Source organism: Methylobacterium sp. M6A4_1b, assembly GCF_053345175.1.
On record NZ_JBKEZQ010000008.1, the window covers coordinates 163,950 to 183,109 of the forward strand.

General features: G+C 72.0%; 18 protein-coding genes. 11 read left to right on the forward strand and 7 right to left on the reverse strand.

What is annotated here, in order from left to right:
• Positions 1-97: 97 nt before the first annotated feature.
• On the reverse strand, positions 98-1,051 hold the full coding sequence (gene argF, locus ACLBWX_RS10925) for an ornithine carbamoyltransferase (RefSeq protein WP_447677084.1): 954 nt from the start codon (positions 1,049-1,051) through the stop codon (positions 98-100).
• Positions 1,052-1,157: 106 nt separating this feature from the next.
• Positions 1,158-2,351, reverse strand: a complete 1,194-nt coding sequence (locus ACLBWX_RS10930) for an acetylornithine transaminase (RefSeq protein ID WP_447677085.1) — start codon at positions 2,349-2,351, stop codon at positions 1,158-1,160.
• A gap of 273 nt (positions 2,352-2,624) precedes the next feature.
• Here ACLBWX_RS10930 and ACLBWX_RS10935 point away from each other — a divergent pair, with 273 nt between their 5' ends.
• Positions 2,625-3,098: a RidA family protein gene (locus ACLBWX_RS10935; RefSeq protein WP_447677086.1), complete on the forward strand. Its 474-nt coding sequence runs from the start codon at positions 2,625-2,627 to the stop codon at positions 3,096-3,098.
• A complete protein-coding gene (locus ACLBWX_RS10940) occupies positions 3,095-3,847 on the forward strand; it encodes a glycerophosphodiester phosphodiesterase family protein (RefSeq protein ID WP_447677087.1) in 753 nt (250 codons plus the stop codon). Before ACLBWX_RS10935 ends, ACLBWX_RS10940 begins: the two co-directional genes overlap by 4 nt.
• 123 nt (positions 3,848-3,970) lie before the next feature.
• On the opposite strand, the gene ACLBWX_RS10945 is transcribed toward ACLBWX_RS10940, so the two are convergent.
• Positions 3,971-4,261 (reverse strand): hypothetical protein, encoded by a 291-nt coding sequence (locus ACLBWX_RS10945; protein WP_447677088.1) that lies wholly within the window; start codon positions 4,259-4,261, stop codon positions 3,971-3,973.
• Positions 4,262-4,437: 176 nt separating this feature from the next.
• Between ACLBWX_RS10945 and ACLBWX_RS10950 the strand changes: the two genes are divergently transcribed.
• The 7 genes from ACLBWX_RS10950 (at position 4,438) to ACLBWX_RS10980 (ending at position 11,602) form a co-directional block, all read left to right on the forward strand.
• Complete coding sequence (locus ACLBWX_RS10950; RefSeq protein WP_447677089.1) at positions 4,438-5,742, forward strand: GNAT family N-acetyltransferase; 1,305 nt, start codon at positions 4,438-4,440, stop codon at positions 5,740-5,742.
• 58 nt (positions 5,743-5,800) lie between these two features.
• Positions 5,801-6,961, forward strand: coding sequence for a M20 aminoacylase family protein (locus ACLBWX_RS10955; RefSeq protein ID WP_447677090.1), 1,161 nt, complete (start codon positions 5,801-5,803; stop codon positions 6,959-6,961).
• Positions 6,962-7,020: 59 nt separating this feature from the next.
• Positions 7,021-7,515 carry a glutathione peroxidase gene (locus tag ACLBWX_RS10960; RefSeq protein WP_447677091.1) on the forward strand — a complete coding sequence of 165 codons (495 nt, stop codon included), beginning with the start codon at positions 7,021-7,023 and terminating at the stop codon, positions 7,513-7,515.
• Between the two features lie 445 nt (positions 7,516-7,960).
• Positions 7,961-8,602: a sigma-70 family RNA polymerase sigma factor gene (locus ACLBWX_RS10965; RefSeq protein ID WP_447677092.1), complete on the forward strand. Its 642-nt coding sequence runs from the start codon at positions 7,961-7,963 to the stop codon at positions 8,600-8,602.
• Positions 8,603-8,948: 346 nt separating this feature from the next.
• On the forward strand, positions 8,949-9,176 hold the full coding sequence (locus tag ACLBWX_RS10970) for a hypothetical protein (protein WP_447677093.1): 228 nt from the start codon (positions 8,949-8,951) through the stop codon (positions 9,174-9,176).
• Positions 9,177-9,328: 152 nt separating this feature from the next.
• Positions 9,329-10,375, forward strand: a complete 1,047-nt coding sequence (locus ACLBWX_RS10975; RefSeq protein WP_447677094.1) for a hypothetical protein — start codon at positions 9,329-9,331, stop codon at positions 10,373-10,375.
• A 72-nt stretch (positions 10,376-10,447) separates the two neighbouring features.
• Entirely contained in the window at positions 10,448-11,602 is a 1,155-nt protein-coding gene (locus tag ACLBWX_RS10980; protein ID WP_447677095.1) for a hypothetical protein, read from the forward strand.
• A gap of 350 nt (positions 11,603-11,952) precedes the next feature.
• Here ACLBWX_RS10980 and ACLBWX_RS10985 read toward each other — a convergent pair whose 3' ends face one another.
• Positions 11,953-12,936, reverse strand: coding sequence for a cation diffusion facilitator family transporter (locus tag ACLBWX_RS10985; RefSeq protein WP_447677096.1), 984 nt, complete (start codon positions 12,934-12,936; stop codon positions 11,953-11,955).
• Positions 12,937-13,219: 283 nt separating this feature from the next.
• Between ACLBWX_RS10985 and ACLBWX_RS10990 the strand changes: the two genes are divergently transcribed.
• Positions 13,220-13,666: an HIT domain-containing protein gene (locus tag ACLBWX_RS10990; RefSeq protein ID WP_447677097.1), complete on the forward strand. Its 447-nt coding sequence runs from the start codon at positions 13,220-13,222 to the stop codon at positions 13,664-13,666.
• Position 13,667: 1 nt separating this feature from the next.
• On the opposite strand, the gene ACLBWX_RS10995 is transcribed toward ACLBWX_RS10990, so the two are convergent.
• The 3 genes from ACLBWX_RS10995 to ACLBWX_RS11005 all read right to left on the reverse strand — a co-directional run bounded on the left by ACLBWX_RS10995 (position 13,668) and on the right by ACLBWX_RS11005 (position 16,699).
• A complete protein-coding gene (locus tag ACLBWX_RS10995; protein ID WP_447677112.1) occupies positions 13,668-14,066 on the reverse strand; it encodes a PilZ domain-containing protein in 399 nt (132 codons plus the stop codon).
• 242 nt (positions 14,067-14,308) lie between these two features.
• Positions 14,309-14,536, reverse strand: a complete 228-nt coding sequence (locus tag ACLBWX_RS11000) for a hypothetical protein (protein ID WP_447677098.1) — start codon at positions 14,534-14,536, stop codon at positions 14,309-14,311.
• Between the two features lie 66 nt (positions 14,537-14,602).
• Entirely contained in the window at positions 14,603-16,699 is a 2,097-nt protein-coding gene (locus ACLBWX_RS11005) for an NAD(+) synthase (RefSeq protein ID WP_447677099.1), read from the reverse strand.
• A gap of 310 nt (positions 16,700-17,009) precedes the next feature.
• On the opposite strand from ACLBWX_RS11005, the gene ACLBWX_RS11010 reads away from it, so the two are divergent.
• Positions 17,010-19,160 (forward strand): DNA translocase FtsK (locus ACLBWX_RS11010; RefSeq protein ID WP_447677100.1); only part of this gene is annotated, 2,151 nt, incomplete at its 3' end.

Below are 19,160 nucleotides of genomic sequence, written 5' to 3' on the forward strand. Positions count from 1 at the left end.
ACAGAACCGGGCGGACGACATTTTGTTGCACTGCGTCATGCAACTTCTGCGCGCCGACCCGGGCTGTCGACCCGGCACGGCGCGCAGGGGGCGGCCCTCAGAGCCCGTGGGCGTGCAGGCACCAGGCGAGGATGCCCTTCTGGGCATGAAGGCGGTTCTCGGCCTCGTCGAAGATCACCGATTGCGGCCCGTCGATCACCTCGGCGGTGACCTCCTCGCCGCGATGGGCCGGCAGGCAGTGCATGAAGATCGCGTCCTTGGCCGCGGCCGCCATCAGGCGGCCATCGACCCGGTAGGGCACGAGCAGGTTGTGCCGGTGCTGGTCGTCCTCGTCGCCCATGGAGACCCAGCAATCGGTGACCACCGCGTCCGCCCCGTCCACCGCCTCGTAGGCGTCGGTGGTGACGTTGACGGTGGCGCCCTGCGCCGTCGCCCAGTCGAGGAGCGGCCGGGGCGTCGACAATTCCGGCGGGGCCGCGATGTTCAGGGTGAAGTCGAAGCGCGCCGCGGCGTGCACCCAGGAGGCGAGCACGTTGTTGGCGTCCCCCGACCAGGCCACGGTGCGGCCCCGGATCGGCCCGCGATGCTCCTCGAAGGTCAGGAGGTCGGCCATGATCTGGCAGGGATGCGAGACCTTGGTCAGCGCGTTGATCACCGGCACGGTGGCGTACTCCGCCAGCTCCAGCATCAGGCCGTGGTCGAGGATGCGGATCATGATCGCGTCGACGTAGCGCGAGAGCACCCGGGCGGTGTCGCCCACGGTCTCGCCCCGGCCGAGCTGCATCTCGCTGCCGGTCAGCATCAGGGTCTCGCCGCCGAGCTCGCGCATGCCGACGTCGAAGGACACGCGGGTGCGGGTCGAGGGCCGGTCGAACACCATCGCCAGGGTCTTGCCGATGAGGGGGCGGTCCTCGGCCAGCTCGCCCTTGCGGCGGCGCGCCTTGATGCGGGCGGCGGCGTCCAGCACCGTGCGCAGCTCACCGGCGGAGAAATCCTTGAGGTCGAGGAAGTGGCGGGTGCCGTCGCCGGTCCCGTTCAGTATCGTGGTCATCGGTCCGTTCTTCGTGTGCGTGGTCCCGGTTCGGGCGGTTCCGGTCGAGGTTGGCCCGGTCCGGGCAGATCCGGCGTCGCGGCCGGGCGTGGGGACGGCCGTCCGGCTACTCGGCCGCGCCGCGCAGGCGCGTTCCGAGCCGGCCGGCCGCCGTGTCGAGGCGGGTGACCGCCTCCGCCACGTCGGCCTCCGTGATGATCAGCGGCGGCAGCAGGCGCACCACGTTGTCGCCCGCCGGAATCACCAGCAGGTGGGCATCGCGGGCGGCGGCGGCGAACTCGGTGTTGAGCACGTGGAGCTTGAGACCGAGCATCAGGCCCTCGCCGCGGATGTCGGCGATGACGCCGGGGTGCCGGTCCTGCAGGGCGGCGAGGCGCTGCTTCAGGATGATGCCCATGCGCTGGACGTGGTCGAGGAACCCCTCGGCCAGGATCACGTCGAGGACGGCGTTGCCCACCGCCATGGCCAGCGGGTTGCCGCCGAAGGTGGTGCCGTGGCTGCCCGCGGTCATGCCGCGCGCGGCCTCCGCCGTGGCGAGGCAGACGCCGAGGGGGAAGCCGCCGCCGATTCCCTTGGCCGCGCTCATGATGTCGGGGGCCGCCCCGGCCCACTCGTGCGCGAACAGCTTGCCCGTGCGCCCGACCCCGGTCTGGACCTCGTCCATGATGAGCAGGATGCCGTGCGCGTCGCAGAGCTCGCGCAGGCCCCGCAGGCATTGCGGCGGCACCGGGCGCACGCCGCCCTCCCCCTGGATCGGCTCGATCAGGATCGCGGCCGTCTCCGGCCCGATGGCGGCCCGCAGGGCCTCGTGGTCGCCGAAGGGCACCTGGTCGAATCCGTCCACCTTCGGGCCGAAGCCCTCGATGTACTTCTGCTGACCGCCGGCCGCGATGGTGGCCAGGGTCCGGCCGTGGAAGGCGCCCTCGACGGTGATGATCCGGAAGCGCTCCGGGTGGCCGTCGGCGGCGTGGTACTTGCGCGCCATCTTGATGGCGGCCTCGTTGGCCTCGGCGCCCGAGTTGGCGAAGAAGGCCACGTCCGCGAAGGTCGCGTCCACGAGGCGACGGCCCAGCCGCTCGCCGTCCGGGATCTCGAACAGGTTCGAGGTGTGCCAGAGCTTCTGCGCCTGCGCGGTCAGGGCCTGGACGAGATGCGGGTGGGCGTGGCCCAGGGCGTTCACCGCGATGCCGGCGCCGAAGTCGAGGTATCGCTCGCCGCCGCGCGCCTCGAGCCATGCGCCCTCGCCGCGCTCGAAGGCGATGGGGGCCCGGGCATAGGTCGGCAGAAGGGCGGATGTCACGATCCCGTCTTCCCGTGTCTCTCGCGGGCACGCGAGAGACGCGACCGCACCAAATGAAAGTGCCGCCTCGGACGGGGCGGCACGCGCGCGATTACTAGAGAAATGCCCAATTCTGTCAACGACAGACAGGGTTCACATCCCTGACATGCCTGCCAATTAGGCTGTTGCGCGCGCGATGCGCGGCCCGCCTTGCGCCCTGTGCGCGGAAGTGCTCAGAGCCGCGTCACGCCGGCCGGACGAACCGCGACCGCAAAGCCAGAGGAACGACGCAGCATGAGCACCGTCACGGAACGTCTCCAGGCCCTCGGCCTGACCCTGCCCAAGGCGGCGGCCCCGGTCGCGAACTACGTCCCCTTCGTGCGCAGCGGCAACCTCGTGGTGATCTCCGGGCAGATCTGCTTCGGCGCCGACGGCCGAATCGCCGCCGCGCACACGGGCAAGCTCGGGGCCGAGGTCTCGGCCGAGGACGGCATCGCCGCCGCCCGGCTCTGCGCCCTCAACGTGCTGGCCCAGGTGCAGGCGGCGGTGGGCGATCTCGATCGCGGCGTCGTGCAGTGCATCCGCCTCGGCGGCTTCATCAACGCGGTCCCGACCTTCGCGGGGCTCGCCGGCATCATGAACGGCGCTTCCGACCTCATGGTCGAGGTCCTGGGCGACCGCGGCCGCCACGCCCGCTCCACCGTCGGCGTGGCCGAACTGCCCCTCGACGCGGCCGTCGAGGTCGAGGCGATGTTCGAGGTCAAATGAGCCTGAACGCCCCCGACTGGCTCACCGCCCGCCCCATCGCCCATCGTGGCCTGCACGACCGGGCGGGCGGCGTGCCCGAGAACACGCTCGCGGCCGCCGAGGCGGCGATCCGGGGCGGCTACGCCATCGAATGCGACGTGCAACTCAGCGCCGACGGCGAGGCGATGGTGTTCCACGACGAGACCCTGGGCCGCCTGACCACGGCCGGGGACGCGGTCGGCGCGTGGTCCGCCGCCGCCCTCGCCGAACTGGCGGTGGCGGGGAGCGCCGAGCGCATCCCGACCCTGCCGGGGTTCCTGGCCCGGATCGGCGGCCGCACGCCCCTCGTGATCGAGGTGAAGTCGCGCTACACCGGCGACCTGCGGCTCGCCGAGCGCGTCGCCGCCCTCGCGGTCGCCTATGACGGGCCGGTGGCGCTGAAATCCTTCGACCCGCACGTCGTCGCGGCCCTGCGGACGCTGGCGCCCGGATGCCCGCGCGGCATCGTCGCCGAGACGCACCAGGATGACCCGGCCTACGCGACGCTGCCCCCGAGCCTGCGACGCGCCCTCCCCGACCTTCTGCACTTCGACGAGACCCGGCCGGACTTCCTGTCCTGGCGGGTGGACGACCTGCCCTGCGCGGCCACCGTCCTGTGCCGGCTCCTCGGGCAACGTCCCGTGATGACCTGGACCGTGCGCAACCCGGACCAGCGCCGCCACGCGGACACCCATGCCGACCAGATGGTGTTCGAGGGGTTTTGCCCCTAGGGCAGGCCTCGGATCCTACGGCTCGACGGGTCTGAGGGCATTGAGAAACGCCGCGACCTCACGGCGGTTCCACGACGCGCCATCGGCCCAGAAATCGAGCAGTGCAACGTGGTTGAGGCGCACTCATTCCGTGACGCGCGGAAGCGCGACCCGCGAAACATGCGACGCCAGGAAATCGTCGCGGACCTGCGGGTCGGGGCCGATCGAGACGATCAGGCAGGGCAGGGTCCGTCCCGCGCGGTCGGGATACCACTTCGCGTGCGGGCCGCGCGCGCCGAGCGCCGTCGACACGAAGATCGTGCCGGGAACGTTCGTATCCTGCTCGTCGAGATTGGCCATCTCGATCAGGGCATCGTGGGCGAAATCGTCGGGCGGCGTGCGCGGCGGCTGCGTGTGCCCGACATGCAGGTTCATGAGTCCCATCGTTGCCCCGTTGTGGAAGGCAAGTTCCGCACGGGTGTGGGCACACCTCCGCCCCGGGGCAAGCTCCGCATTCCGCGATTGCGGATCCTGCCGTGAGACGCCCTGCGACGGCGGCGGCCCTGCGCCGCCCTTGGCCCGCCTCCCCTGCGGGACTAGATTGCCCGGCGATGATGAATCCCGGCGAGACACATCGGCCCGGCGGCGGATCCGGCGCTTCGGCCGAGACCGTGACGGACCTGCAGGTGCGGGCGGTGCCGGGGCTGGCCGGGATCGCCGCGGCCGAATGGGATGCCTGTGCCACCTCGGCCGAGACCCTCGCGGGGGGCGACGAGACCCACAACCCCTTCACCTCGCACGCCTTCCTGTCCGCCCTGGAGGATTCGGGCTGCGTCTCGCGCAAGACCGGCTGGCTGCCCCTGCACGTGGCCGTGGAGCGCGAGGGCCGCCTCGTGGGCGTGGCGCCCTGCTACCTGAAGTCCCACAGCCAGGGCGAGTACGTCTTCGACCATGGCTGGGCCGACGCCTACGAGCGGGCGGGGGGCAGCTACTACCCGAAGCTCCAGGTCAGCGTGCCCTTCACCCCCGTCACCGGCCCGCGCTTCCTGATCGCGCCGGGAGGCGACGTGAACGAGGCGACCTCCGCGATCGTCGCCGGCCTGCGCGCCCTGCGCGCCGAGACCCGGGCCTCCTCGATCCACGTCACCTTCATGCAGGAACGCGAGTGGGCCCAGGCCGGGGCGCTCGGCTTCCTCCAGCGCGTCGACCAGCAGTTCCACTGGGACAATGCCGGCTACGCGACCTTCGAGGACTTCCTCGGGGCGCTGGCCTCGCGCAAGCGCAAGGCGATCCGGCGCGAGCGCCGCGACGCCCTGGCGCCCGGCATCACCATCGAGCACGTCACCGGGGCCGACCTGACCCCCGCCCACTGGGACGCGTTCTACGAATTCTACGCCGATACCGGCGCGCGCAAGTGGGGCCGGCCTTACCTGAATCGCGCGTTCTTCGGGCTCATCGGCGCGCGCATGCCCGAGCGGGTGCTGCTGGTGATGGCCCGGCGCGAGGGCCGCACCATCGCCGGTGCCATCAACTTCATCGGGGATGCGGCCCTCTACGGCCGCAACTGGGGCTGCGTCGAGGACCACCCGTTCCTGCATTTCGAGGTCTGCTACTACCAGGCCATCGACTTCGCCATCGCCCGCGGGTTGAAGCGCGTCGAGGCGGGCGCGCAGGGTGAGCACAAGCTCGCCCGGGGCTACCGCCCGGTCCTCATGCACTCAGCCCACGACATCGCCGACCCGGCCCTGCGCCGGGCGGTGGCCGATTACTTGAAGCGCGAGCGCGAACACGTGCTGGAGGCCGCCGAAGTCCTCGACACGCTGACGCCGTTCCGCCGGGAATCTTCGTCGGAATCATCCGAGGCGCCGGCATCCGACTTGCCTGGGGCCGCGCCGGAGGCGAACCCTTCCGGGTGAGGACGCCCCTCCGATCCAGCACCGCCCGCCACCGGGCGCGAGAGCCCAAGGACGATCCGTGAGCCCCATCGACCGCATCAAGACCTTCGCCGACGATCTCGTCGCGATCCGCCGCGACTTCCACGCCCATCCCGAGCTCGGCTTCGAGGAGGTCCGCACCTCCGGCATCGTCGCCGACGAGCTGGCGCGCTATGGCATCGCCGTCCATCGCGGCATCGGCGGCACCGGGGTGGTGGGCGTCCTCGAGGGCCGCACCGGCTCGGGTCGGCGCATCGGCCTGCGCGCCGACATGGACGCCCTGCCGATCGAGGAGGAGACCAACCTGCCCTACCGCTCGACGGTGCCGGGCAAGATGCACGCCTGCGGCCACGACGGTCACACCACGATGCTGCTGGGGGCGGCACGCTACCTCGCCGAGACCCGGGACTTCGACGGCACCGCCCTGTTCGTGTTCCAGCCGGCCGAGGAGGGCCAGGGCGGCGCCCGCGCGATGATCGCCGACGGCCTGTTCGAGAAATTCCCCTGCGACGAGATCTACGCGATCCACAACCAGCCCAACGGTCCGCACGGCAAGATCAAGCTGCGTCCCGGACCGGCCATGGCGGCGGCGGACTTCTTCGACATCCGCATCACCGGGCGCGGCGCCCATGCGGCCCAACCGCAGCAGGGCATCGACCCGATCGTGGTGGGCTCCACCCTGGTCCAGGCGCTCCAGTCGATCGTCTCGCGCAACGCCGACCCGCTCAAGAGCGCGGTCCTCTCCGTGACGCAGTTCCACGCCGGCGCGGCCTACAACGTCATCCCGGAAGGCGCCCACATCACCGGGACCGTGCGGACCTTCGACGCGGACCTGCGCAGCCTGATCACCACCCGCATCCGCGAGATCGCCGCGGGCCTCGCCACCGCCTACGGCGCGACGATCGACGTCGACATCCGCGACGTGTTCTCGGTGCTGATGAACAGCCCGGAACACGCGGCGGCGGCCGTCGACATCGCCCGCGAGCTGTTCGGCCCGGAGGGCGTCGACGACCAGTCGAAGCCGCGCATGGGCAGCGAGGATTTCGCCGACATGGTCGCGCGGGTGCCCGGCGCCTATGCGTGGATCGGCTCGACGCCCGGCCCCGGCCTGCACAATGCGAGCTTCGACTTCGACGACAGCATCATCCCGCTGGGCTCGGCCTTCCTCGCCCGCCTCGTGGAGCGGCGCACCGCCGCCTGACCCGATGGGCGCCGGGGAGGGCCGACACGTGCCCTCCCGCTCCTGCGAAACGAGACGCCATGAACGCCCTGCACGACCTGACCCCGCTTTCCGCCGACGGGACGCCCTATCCGCTGGCCCAGCACCGGGGCCAGGTGATCCTGATCGTGAACACCGCCTCGAAATGCGGATTCACGCCGCAATATGCCGGGCTGGAGGCCCTGGCTCGGAAGCACCGGGCGGACGGCCTCGTGGTGCTGGGCTTTCCCTGCAACCAGTTCGGCGCCCAGGAACCGGGGGATGCGGCCGAGATCGCCCAATTCTGCAGCCTGACCTACGACGTCAGCTTCCCCGTCCTCGCCAAGGTCGCGGTGAACGGCCCTGCGGCCGACCCGGTCTTCGCCCACCTGACCAGGGCGAAGCCCGGCCTCCTCGGCAGTCGCGCCGTCAAGTGGAACTTCACCAAGTTCCTCGTCGGGCGCGACGGGCGGGTGATCGCCCGCTACGCCCCCTCGACGAAGCCCGACACCCTGGAGGCCGCCATCGCGTCCGCCCTGGCGGAGCCCGCGCCGTAGCGCGGCGGGGGCGCGGGAAGGAGGCGAATCGCGATCCGGCCGGCGGGCGTCCCCAGCCGGCGGACGCGATCGGTGGCCAGGGTTAGGAAAGTCCTGACGGGGTCCGACAGGCCGGGCAACCGCCTGAACCGACGAGGGGCGCCGCCGGAACCGCGCGCCGCGCGAAGGCATCCCGAGCCATCCCCTCGCCCGTTCGGGGCCGGCCCGGCCCGGTGCCCCGCCGCTGCGGACCCGGTCGCTCGACGATCCGGCGAAGAATTCGTTAGCCGGCGTTCAGGCTTGGTATGCCAGAAACTCCCGATCGCATTGCCGGATCGTCCCGGCTTGCGGCGCGATCCGCGGGAGCTGGAGAATCGGCATGGCGGCAGGACACGGGCGACGGGCCTCGGCGAATGGGGAGGCTGGCACCGCACGCGCATCGGGCCGGGCCGGATCTGGCCGGACGATGCCCGAGGCGGTGCGGGCGCATCTCGGGGCGGAACTCAAGGCCTTCTACGCCGCGGCGCTCGCCGAGACGCAGCCGGCGGCCCTGCTCGACCTGATCGCCCGGCTGGAGGCACCCCCGCCCGCCGCCGTGGATTTCCGCGCCGCGCTGCTCGAGGCGCTGCCGGGCCTGCGCGCCTTCGCGCTGTCCCTCGCCATCGCCCCGACCGCCGCCGACGACCTCGTGCAGGAGACGCTGCTGAAGGCGTGGGCGAACCGGCACCGCTTCGAGCCGGGGAGCAACCTGAGGGCCTGGCTCTGCACCATCCTGCGCAATCAGTTCTACACCGAGTGCCGCAAGCGGAAGCGCGAGGTCGAGGACGCGGACGGCGCCCTGGCCGCGAAGGTCGTGGCGCCGGCCGCGCAGGAGGCCAGCAGCGACCTGCGCCGGGTCTGGCAGCATCTCGGCCGGCTGCCGGCCGCCCAGCGCGAGGCCCTGCTCCTCGTGGCGGCACAGGGCATGACCTACGAGGCCGCCGCGGCGCTGATCGGCTGCCAGGTCGGCACCATGAAGAGCCGCGTCAGCCGGGCGCGGGCCTTCCTGATGGGCACCCTCGGGATGGAGGCGCACCCGTCGACACCGTCCGCATCCTCCTCCACCTGATACGGCGGGCACCGCCAGGCAGCCGCGCGACAGGGCCGAAACGGCGCGGGTCCTGCCCCGCGGAGCAGGATCGGTCCGGAAATGCGTCGTGCCGGGGTCTCGGAAGGGGTTCCGGCGGCTCTCCGGCGCGGTGCCCGCCTCGGGCGGCCCGCCGATCCCGTATGGGGCCGGCCGGGCCAAGTCTTCGCAGCACCGACATCTTTCGAACTGCGGGCACCGCGGGCGGCTCGACCTTTGCATCGGCGTGGATCGGTCATGAGCGTGGATCGATCTTGCCGTCTCCGCCGTTGCTTTCGCCATGCGTGGTCGCGCCGATGTCGTCGCCACCGTCCGCAGGGACCGATCCATGATGAACGCCCGGACCTACCGCGTGACCCTGCAGACCCGCGACGGGCGCCGCATCCTGACCGCGGCGGCGGAGCGCGAGGCCGCCCTGATGGCGGAATCGGTCCTGCGCCTCTACGCAGGCCAGACCCTGACGGTGGGCTTCAGCGTCGCCTGCATCGACCCGGAGGCACGCCGTCGCATCGCCCACTACCTGACCGACGTCGCCCTCGAACTCGAGCTCGCCTGACGGGCTCGTCCAGGATGTCCGCCGCCGGCGCTTCCTGCCCGCATGCATCGACGCCGCGCGGGGGGCTCGCTTCGCCGAGAATGCGCTATAAGCCGAGCCGACGGATCTCGAGCGCGGCCACCAGCCGCAAGGCCCACCACCAAGTCGGACGCATGCGGTTCTCGATCAATCACGACACCGGCGACTCGATTCGGGGCTGGATCGCCCCGGACAATCCCCTGGCGATCAGCCGCGTGGTCGTATCCATCGAAGGTCGACGCGTCGCCGAGGTGGCCGCCAGCGAGAGCCACGAGGAATTCGTCAAGGCCGGCTGGCACTCGACGGGCCAGTGCATCTTCCAGCTGACGGACGCGGAGGTGCCGGGCCTGGCCACGACCCCACGCCTGGAACTCTACGATTCCGACACCAACGTGCTGGTCTATCGCCGACTGGCGGAGGACGGCGTCCTCCCGCAACGGGTCATCCTGCTGAACACCAGCGTCCGGCAGGATGTCGGCCTCGAGGCCGCCCTGTTCCCGTTCTTCCGGCAATCCTACTTCAACCTGCACAAGCTGCCGGACGACACCCTGTCCAACATCCTCGGCGATAGGATCCTCACGTCCTGCCTGCTGTCGGGCGGCGTCAGCGTGCCCCGCTACGAGCATTTCTTCGCAGACCGCGGTATCATGACCGCGATGCTCGTATCGGATCCCTACGTCGAGATGGCCACCCGCCTCCTTTGGCTGCAGAGCCGGTCGGAATCGGCGGCCGAGCCGGCGAACCGGTGGCGGTACGGGACCCTGGCCGAGAGCGCCGCCTTCACGGCCGCGTACGATTTCACCGACACCAAGAGCATCAAGCGCTTCCTGCGGATGCTACCCGAACCGGCCTATCGGCTGCTCTACAATCCGCTGACGCGCCAACTCGGGACCCGGATGCCGGACGACAATCTCGGTCCCGGAAACTCGATCGTCGCCATCGAGGTTCTCGCCCGCATCGACGTCATCGGCCACGCGAGCCGCTACGATGCCTTCACCGCGACCCTGTTCGACCGCATCGGCGTCGAGCCGAAAGCGGTGACCCCGCCGGCGGTCTCGGACCGGACCCTCGCCCTGGCGGACCGCCTGCGCGGCGTCCGGGAAGCCACCGAGATGATCGTCTTCGACAGGGCCATCGCGGAGGCCGTCGAGAACTCGGTCGCGCGGGTATGGAATGCGTGACGCCGTCCCGTCGGGACCTTTCATGATCCTCGGCCGCCACGGGCGACCGGGACAGATTTGGTGAAGCAGGCCATGTCGTCAGCGCGCAGGGCCACCCGTGCGGGAGCCGGTCCGATCCCCGATCTGGTCGAACGGCTGGGCGAGTTCCGCAGCCTCGGGGTGAACTGCGAGTTCGGGTTCGTGCAGCGCTACAGCGGCGCGGAGCCGTCCGGCCTTCTGCGGTTCGCCTACACGCCGATCGAGTCCCTGATCCACGGGCTCCGGACGAACTTCGAGGCCTACGGAGCGCCCGGGGACCTGCACCTCTCCGAAACGCCGGAGGGACACTATTATTGCGCCAGCCGGCGATACGCGATCTGGAACAACACCGGTTACGCGGTCGGTGCGATCGATCCGGAGGTCCTGCTGGAGAAGGAGTACGGGCGCGTCGCCCATCTGCGGACCCGGATGCTGGCCGAACTGGCCAGCGGCGCGAAGATCCTGGTGCGGAAGTTCGGCCCCGAGGACTCGGAGGCGACGTTCGCGGAGCTGACGGCGGCCATCTGGGCGCACGGGCCGTCGACCGTCCTGCGCGTCGTGGAGCACGGCCCCGGCTGGCAGCCCACGCCCGTGCGACGGCTGTCCGACCACCTGCTGGAGGGGACCGTTCGACGCTTCGCACCCCGGGAGCGCGCTTTCGCGGTCGATCTCGAACCGTGGGTGCGGGTCTGCGACAGCGCCTACGCGGCCCGGCACGGCCTTCGGGAAGCGGACCTCCACGAGGGCCGGGCGGCCCCGGTCTCGTTCCCGGACAGGATCCGCCGGCACCAGGGGAAAGAGCGTGCGTCCCTGCTGACCTCCTTCACGAAGGGCGTCGACCCGGCCGCCTTCGACCCCACGAAGCTCTACACCTTCGCCGCCTGGGTCTGGATCCCGGACGGCTGCGCGGCCACCCGCATCCTCGCGGCCGCGGGCAACGAGGTCACGGGTCACCAGGATGCCGACCTGACGATCCGCGACCGCTGGCAGCGGGTCTGGGCCTCGGGCCGCTTCCGCCCCGCTGCCGAGCGGGCCCCCGTCGGGCTGGGGATGATCGGAACGGACGCGGACCGTTTCTATTCCTGGGGTGGCGCGCTGCACGAGGGCCCCGTGCCGCCGCCCGCCGCGCCGCCCGCCTTGCCCGTCGGAGCCTCGCCCCTCCGGCGCGTCCTCGATCGGGCGCGCTCCGTCACGCACCGGTTCTCCTGAGGTCCGGCCCCAGCCGTGCGCATCCGCCCTCCGCAATCTCCGCATCGACGCGCGCGGGCGCGACAGGCCGCCGGAGGCGGTCGCGCGGGCGTTCGAACCCTTCTCCACCACGAAGCCGCTCGGCGCGGGCACGGGCCGCGGCCTGTCGATGATCTACGGCTTCGCCGAGCAGCCGGACGGTGCTGATCGTGGACGGCGAGCCCACCATACGGATGCGGGTGCACGACCCCCTCGGGGATTTCGGCTGCACCGCCATCGCGGCCGGTCTCAAGGTGCTGCAGCCGTGCAGCCGGACGCGCGCATCGAGCACGGTCTCCCCGGCCCCGGCCGGGCGCCGGGTGACGCGCCCCTCAGGCGTTGGCGGAGGCCGGCGCGGCGCCCAGCGCGTCGGGGGCCGGGACGGCGCGGGCCTGGACCTCGATGAACACCCGCGTCACGTCGGGGCTGCGGGCCTTCAGCCGGGCCTCGACCCGGGCGACCATGGCCTCGATCTGGCCGGCGCTGAGGTCGTCGTCCATGTCGAGGCTGACGTTGACGAGGACGTCGGAGGGGCCGAGATGCTGGGTCAGCACGGTGTTGACGTGGTGCACCCCCGCCTCGTCGCGCACCACCGTGCGGATCGCCGCGACGAGTTCGGGATCGGCGGCCTCGCCGATGAGGAGGCCGTGGGTCTCGACCATCAGGAACGCCGCCATCCCGATCAGGATCAGGCCGATGCCGATGGAGGACCAGCCGTCGAGGGCCGGCATGTCGAGGATCCGGGCCAGGATCACGCCGGCGAGCGCCACCACGAGGCCCATCAGGGCGGCGACGTCCTCGGCCAGCACCGTGAACAGGGACGGATCCTTGCTCCGCCGGATGGCGGCGAGCGGCGGGCGGCTGCCCTTCTCGGCCCAGAACGCCCGCATGGCCACGAAGCAGGAATAGCCCTCGGCGATCACCGAGAAGCCCAGGATGGCGACGTTCACCCAGAAGCCGGAGACCGGGTAGCCCCAGACCACGGCGTCCGCCGAGGGTTCCGGATGCTGGAGCTTGTGGATGCCCTCGTAGACCGCGAAGGCGCCGCCGCCGAGGAAGATGAACAGCGCGACGATGAAGGCGTAGAAGTAGATCTCGCGGCCGTAGCCGAACGGGTGCGTCGCCGTTGCGGGCCGCTGGGACCGCTTCATGCCGACGAGGAGCAGGATCTGGTTGGTGGTGTCGACCACCGAGTGGACGCCCTCGGCCAGCATCGCCGAGCTGCCGGTGAGGAAGGCCCCGACGAACTTGGCCGCCGCGATGGCGAGGTTGGCCCCGGCCGCGGTGTAGATGGCGCTGGTGCTCTCGTGGGCCATGCGGGACGGGTCTCTCGGGCTCTGGGGCGGGGCGCGATCCCGGCGGGCACCGCCATCGGCCGCGCGGCTGACCGAGCGTCGCGGGTCAAGCGTCGCCATCGGGGACAAAGCGCTGGCAACGCGCGGCGGCCCCGGAAGGTTCGCCGCCTCCGGATGATTCGGGCGCCGCGTTCGTGCGGCGCGCGCCGGGGGGCCGGATCGCTCCTGCCCGAGGTGGACGCGGCGCGCCGCCCTGTGCATCGTGCGCGCCGGAACGCACGCGCCAGAACCGGAGCCGGCTGCCTTGACCGAGACGCGCCCAACGCCCGCCTATGATCCCGACAACATCTTCGCGAAGATCCTGCGCGGGGAGATCCCGGCCGAGCGGGTCTACGAGGATGCCGACACCCTCGCCTTCATGGACGTGATGCCCCAGGGGGACGGCCACACCCTGGTGATTCCCAAGGCCCCGGCGCGCGGCCTCCTCGACGCAGACCCGGACGCCCTCGCGGCGCTGGCGCGGACGGTGCAGCGCGTCGCCCGGGCGGTGAAGGCCGCCTTCGCGGCCGAGGGCCTCACGGTGTTCCAGTACAACGAGCCGGCGGGCGGGCAGACGGTGTTCCATCTCCACGTCCACATCGTGCCCCGTTTCGAGGGCGTGCCGCTTCAGCGCCACACCGGCGGCATGGCGGACCGGGCGGTGCTGGCGGAGCACGCCGCGCGCATCCGGGCGGCCCTCGCGGCCGGCTGAGTCAGGCGGCGCCGCTCACCGGCGGGCTGGCGAGGAGGCGGCGCAGGGCGGCGTTCTCGGCTTCGAGTTCGCTGATCCGGCGCACCAGGGCGAGCATCGCGGCGGCATCGTCCGCGGCCGCCGCGGGCACGGGGACGGGCGCCGGCGCGGCCTCGTCCACGAAGGTGATGCCGAGGCCGTCGGCCCGGCGCCAGCAGAGGGTGGCCCGGTAGGTGCGGTCCTTCTGCGGAATGTAGAGGTCGAAGCTCTCGGGCAGCGTCGAGGTCTCGGTCAGGGCGAGCCGGGCGCCGGACGGCGACAGGTCCCGCACCAGGCAGTCCATGCTCGAGGCGCCCTTGTTGAAGATGATCCGCCCCTTGAGGAAGGTCCTCAGGCGCGATTCCCTGCGATGCTCCGACATGCCGTGATGCTCCACCATGGGTCGGTCTCCGACTCCGCGTCCCACGCGGCGCACCCTGGCACGGCGCCCCTTAAGGAATGTTCGCCGCGATGCGCGCGGGCGGGTGCCCCAGGTCTCCATGCAGAGCCGCAGGCTTCAAGTGCGAAGCGCCGCAGGCCTCAATGGAAGCGCCGCAGGCCTCAATGGAAGCGCCGCAGGCCTCAATGGAAGCGCCGCAGGCCTCAATGGAAGCGCCGCAGGCCTCAATGGAAGCGGCTGTCCATGGTCTGGAACAGGTAGAAGCCGTTGAAACGCACGGCGGTCTCGGCCGCGCGGTCGTCGAAATCGGCGGGCGCGTCGCCGATCGCCGCGAGCTTGCCGCCGAAGGCCCAGCGGCCGTTCCCGAGAAAGGGCGGTACGGCGCGGCTCTCCGGCACGGCGCAGCACAGGCCCTCGACGCTCCTGAAGCAGAAAACGTTGTAATTCTGCATCGGTCAATCTCCGATTCGCCCACCCAAGCTACGCCCTAAGCAGGCAATCGGACAGCACTGTGTCGATCAGGTCTCCGGAACGTTGCGGTCCAGCTCCGCCAGCCAGGGCGCGGCGCTTCCATCGGAGGGCGCGCGCCAGTCACCGCGCGGTGACAGGGCGCCGCCCGCCGAGACCTTGGGCCCGTTGGGCAGGGCCGAGCGCTTGAACTGGCTGAAGCCGAAGAAACGCTTCAGGAAGATCGCGAGCCAGCGCCGGATCTCGGGCAGGTCGTAGGCGCGGCGCTCGGATTCGGGGAAGTCCGGCGGCCAGGCTCCGGCCTCCGCATCGCCCCAGGCATGGAGCGCCAGGAAGGCGATCTTCGAGGGCGGGAAGCCGTAGCGCAGGGTGTAGAACAGGGTGAAGTCCTGCAGTGCGTAGGGGCCGATCACCCCTTGCGTGCTCTGCGGGGTCTCGCCCGCCGCCACGGGCACCAGCTCGGGCGAGATCTCGGTGTCGAGGATCGCCCGCAGGGTGGCGCCGACGTCCGGGGCGAACTGGCCCGAGCCGATGACCCAGCGGATCAGGTGCTGGATCAGGGTCTTGGGCACGCCGGCATTGACGCCGTAATGGCTCATCTGGTCGCCGACGCCGTAGGTGCACCAGCCAAGCGCCAGCTCCGACAGGTCGCCGGTGCCGATGACGATGGCGCCGTTCTGGTTGGCCAGCCGGAACAGGTAGTCGGTGCGCAGGCCGGCCTGCACGTTCTCGAAGGTGACGTCGTAGACCGGCTCGCCGCGCCCGAACGGGTGGTCCATGCCCTTGAGCATCACGGTGGCGGCCTCGCGGATGTCGATCTCGCGGGCGGTGGTGCCGAGTGCCGTCATCAGCGCGTGGGCGTTGGCCTTCGTACCCTCCGAGGTGGCGAAGCCCGGCAGGGTATAGGCCAGGATGTTTTCGCGCGGGAGGCCGAGCCGGTCCATGGCCTTGGCCGCCACGATGAGGGCATGGGTGGAATCGAGGCCGCCCGAAACGCCGATGACGACCTTTTTCGTGCCCGTCGCCTCCAGGCGCTGGGCGAGGCCCGCCACCTGGATGTTGTAGGCCTCGTAGCAATCCTGGGCGAGGCGGGCCGGATCGGCGGGCACGAAGGGGAAGCGCTCGACGATCCGCTTCAGCCCGAGGTCGCCGGCCGGCGGATCGAGCCGGAAGGCCACCCGGCGATAGGGGGCCTTGAGCGGCGCGGCGCGGCCCGAATCGTCGAAGCTGCCCATCTGGAGCCGCTCCTGGGCGAGGCGGCCGAGGTCGATATCGGCCAGGGTCATCACGGGTTCGGGCGAGAAGCGCGGACCCTCGGCGAGCCGCACGCCGTTCTCGTCGATGCTGGTCTGCCCGTCCCAGGACAGGTCGGTGGTGGATTCGCCGGTGCCGGCGGCGGCGTAGACGTAGGCGCAGAGGCCGCGCATCGAGGCGGCCCGCGACAGCATCGCCCGGGATTCCGCCCGGCCCACCGTGATCGGGCTGCCCGAGAGGTTGGCGAGCACGGTGGCCCCGGCGAGCACCGCGTCGGTGCCGGGGGAGGCGGGGACCCAGAGGTCCTCGCAGATCTCGATGCCGAGGACGAGGTCGGGCACGTCCGCGGCGGCGAACAGCAGGTCGGTGCCGAACGGCGCCTCGAGGCCGGCGACCCGGATGGTCTCGCCCGTGATCCGGGCGCCGGAGGCGAAGTGGCGCTTCTCGTAGAACTCCCGGTAGGTCGGCAGGAAGCTCTTCGGAATCACCCCGAGGACGCGGCCGCGATGGATGGCGAGCGCGCAATTGTAGAGCCGATGGCCCCAGCGCAGGGGCGCGCCCACGACGAGGACGGGCTGGAGCGCACCCGATTCCGCCACGATGCGGGCGATGGCCGCCTCGACCGCATCGAGCACCGTCACCTGCAGGAACAGGTCCTCGATGGCGTAGGCCGAGACGCAGAGCTCCGGGAACACCGCCACGGCGACCCCGGCGCGATCGCAGGACCGGGCGAGGGCGAGGATGCCCTGCGCGTTGCGGGCGGGGTCGGCCGGGTGGCTGCGGCCGGTGCAGGCGGCGACCCGGGCGAAGCCGTGCCGGTAGAGGGAGCGGAAGCTGGGATCGGCCGGGGCGGGCGTGGTCGCCGAGGGCAGGGTCGCCGAAGGGGTGGGCAAGGGGCGGGGCTCCGGGCTGGTCGCGGCGGCACCTTAACCCCTGCCGCCATCCGCCTCCAGCGCAAGGGTTAAGCGCCGTGCCAGGGCGTTCGGCAGGGAGGCTGGGCAGGGAGGCTGGGCAGGGAGGCTGGGCAAGGGGGGCGGGCGAGGGGGCTCCGGGTTCGGAGGGCGGGTTCCGTGGTCTCGGTGAGCGCGATCACGCGCCGGTCGCGGGGCCGGATCAAGCGTCTGTTAACGACGATGCCTCTAACTCAGCGCTGAACCGCGCCGCTCCCGGCGGCGGACCCGTTTTGAGTACATCCGGCCAATCATGCGCGCATCGGGACGGCTCCCCTACTCCCATCGTGATCCTTCGCGCCCCGTTCGCGGCGGCGACCGCCTCGGCCTGTCGATCGGTGCCCTGGCGCACCGGTTGATGAACCTGCGGGCGACCCTCGCGCGCCGCCTCGCCGGGCCGCCGCAGCGGCCGGACTTCACCGCGGCGGCCACCCGCCCGGCCCCGAGTTGGATGACGAGCCCGCAGGCCCTGGTCGGCCGCAACGAGGTCGGCCTGGCCTTCCGGCCCGCCCCCGCGATCCAGGCCTGGCCCGCCCAGGTCTTCGACGACCGCGCCACCCTCGACATGATCTCGCGCCGCGCCGCCCCCGCGGCCCGGTTCGACGATGTCCCGATGGAGGCCGATTCGCCCGCGCCGCGGGTGCTGATCCGGACGCCGCGCCGTCCGGCCGCGATCATGGCGGAAGCGGGCGAGGCGCCGGCCTACGCTGCCCCGGACCCGGCCGGCCCGGCCGTGCGCTACACCCGCACCCCCGATCCGGTCCTGCACGAGCGGCGCCAGCGGGCGCTGGACGCCGAGCGCGCCGCCCGCGCCCAGGCCCATGCGGAGGCCGAGGCCGAGTCCCTGCGTCTCCAGGCCGACGAGGACGCGCGCCGCTTCGAAGCCGAGGCGCAGGAGCGCGCCGCCCTCGCGGCGCAGGCCGAGGCCGAGGCCCTGGCCGCCCAGGTGCCCGAGCCTCTCTGGCGCCAGCCCTTCGTCGCGCCCCCCGGCGTCCGCTTCTTCCGCAGCCCCGACCGGCGCCAGAACCGCCCCGACACCGAGGCCGGCGCGCCCGCGCCGGAGCCCGAGACCGTTCAAGCCGAGACCGTTCACGCAGACACCGCTCACGCAGAGACCGCTCCGGTCGAGACCCTTCACGTCGAGCCTGCCGTGATCCCCGACGACCGCGACTGGTCGGACGTGCCGGACTGGTCCGAGGTCCATGCCTGGTTCGACGGGCGCGACGGCGCCGCTCTCGACGCCTGGTCGGCGATCCAGGCCGAGCCGGCGCCGGCGCCGGCGGCTCCTGAAATCGTGGCGTCCGAGGCCGGCATCCTCCCGGCGGACGCAGGCGTCGAGGCGCCGGCCCGCGCCGCCTATCGCCTGGAACACCTCGTGCGGTTCGAGCCCTTCGGCCCGCCGCGCCCGGTCGAGGGCCAGGACAACGCGGTTCCGGGGGCCGCACCGGTCCGTCCGGCCCCGCTCCACGCCATGGCCGCCCGCGCGGCGATCCGCGCCGGCCGCACTGCCGCCCCGGTGGTCGCCGCTCCGCTTCCCGCCCCCTCCCCTGCCCTGCCGGAGGCGATGCCGTTCGTGCCCGTCGCGGCCTTCGCCCCTGTGCCCTTCGCGCCGGTCCCTTTCGCACCCCTCCCCTTCGCGCCTTCGCCCCGGGCGGCCGAGCCCGCCTTCGTGCCGACCCCGATCCCGGCGCGAACGGTGCTGCTGCGCAACCCCAAGGGTCTGTCCGCCCCCGAGGAGGCCGAGCCGTCCGTCTCCGTCGGGCCGACCGGTCCGGTCGAGGAGCCGGCCCCGGTCGAGGCGCCCGTCGCCGCGGCGGAGGCGGTCGCGGTGCCGGAGGCCCCGGCCGTCCACATGCCGCGGGCGATCCTGCCCGAGCGCCCGCTCCTCATCCCCGCCGGCCGGCACGTGCCGATGTCCTTCGTGGAGAACGCCGACTACGAGCACCCCGCCCTCGACCTCCTGGCCGAGCCGCCGGTGAACGACGCGGAGGAGGTCGATGCCGACGTGCTGGAGCAGAACGCCCTCAACCTCCAGCAGACGGTCCAGGATTTCGGCGTGCGCGGCGACATCCTCGCGGTGCGCCCCGGCCCGGTCGTGACCCTCTACGAGCTCGAGCCGGCGCCCGGCACCAAGTCGAGCCGCGTGATCTCGCTCTCGGACGACATCGCCCGCTCGATGTCGGCGGTCTCCGCCCGCGTCGCCGTCGTCCCGGGTCGCAACGTCATCGGCATCGAGCTGCCCAACGACACCCGCGAGACCGTCTATCTGCGCGAACTCCTGGCCTCGGCCGATTTCGGGATGAGCAAGCACAAGCTCGCTCTGTGCCTGGGCAAGAACATCGGCGGCGAACCGATCATCGCGGATCTGGCCAAGATGCCCCACCTGCTGGTGGCGGGCACCACG

Bases quoted from the DNA above. Each gene is read 5' to 3' on its own strand.
- argF (WP_447677084.1), bottom strand. From the start codon at position 1,051: ATGACCACGATACTGAACGGGACCGGCGACGGCACCCGCCACTTCCTC.
- ACLBWX_RS10935 (WP_447677086.1), top strand. From the start codon at position 2,625: ATGAGCACCGTCACGGAACGTCTCCAGGCCCTCGGCCTGACCCTGCCC.
- ACLBWX_RS10940 (WP_447677087.1), top strand. From the start codon at position 3,095: ATGAGCCTGAACGCCCCCGACTGGCTCACCGCCCGCCCCATCGCCCAT.
- ACLBWX_RS10945 (WP_447677088.1), bottom strand. From the start codon at position 4,261: ATGAACCTGCATGTCGGGCACACGCAGCCGCCGCGCACGCCGCCCGAC.
- ACLBWX_RS10950 (WP_447677089.1), top strand. From the start codon at position 4,438: ATGATGAATCCCGGCGAGACACATCGGCCCGGCGGCGGATCCGGCGCT.
- ACLBWX_RS10960 (WP_447677091.1), top strand. From the start codon at position 7,021: ATGAACGCCCTGCACGACCTGACCCCGCTTTCCGCCGACGGGACGCCC.
- ACLBWX_RS10965 (WP_447677092.1), top strand. From the start codon at position 7,961: ATGCCCGAGGCGGTGCGGGCGCATCTCGGGGCGGAACTCAAGGCCTTC.
- ACLBWX_RS10970 (WP_447677093.1), top strand. From the start codon at position 8,949: ATGATGAACGCCCGGACCTACCGCGTGACCCTGCAGACCCGCGACGGG.
- ACLBWX_RS10975 (WP_447677094.1), top strand. From the start codon at position 9,329: ATGCGGTTCTCGATCAATCACGACACCGGCGACTCGATTCGGGGCTGG.
- ACLBWX_RS10980 (WP_447677095.1), top strand. From the start codon at position 10,448: ATGTCGTCAGCGCGCAGGGCCACCCGTGCGGGAGCCGGTCCGATCCCC.
- ACLBWX_RS10985 (WP_447677096.1), bottom strand. From the start codon at position 12,936: ATGGCCCACGAGAGCACCAGCGCCATCTACACCGCGGCCGGGGCCAAC.
- ACLBWX_RS10995 (WP_447677112.1), bottom strand. From the start codon at position 14,066: ATGTCGGAGCATCGCAGGGAATCGCGCCTGAGGACCTTCCTCAAGGGG.
- ACLBWX_RS11000 (WP_447677098.1), bottom strand. From the start codon at position 14,536: ATGCAGAATTACAACGTTTTCTGCTTCAGGAGCGTCGAGGGCCTGTGC.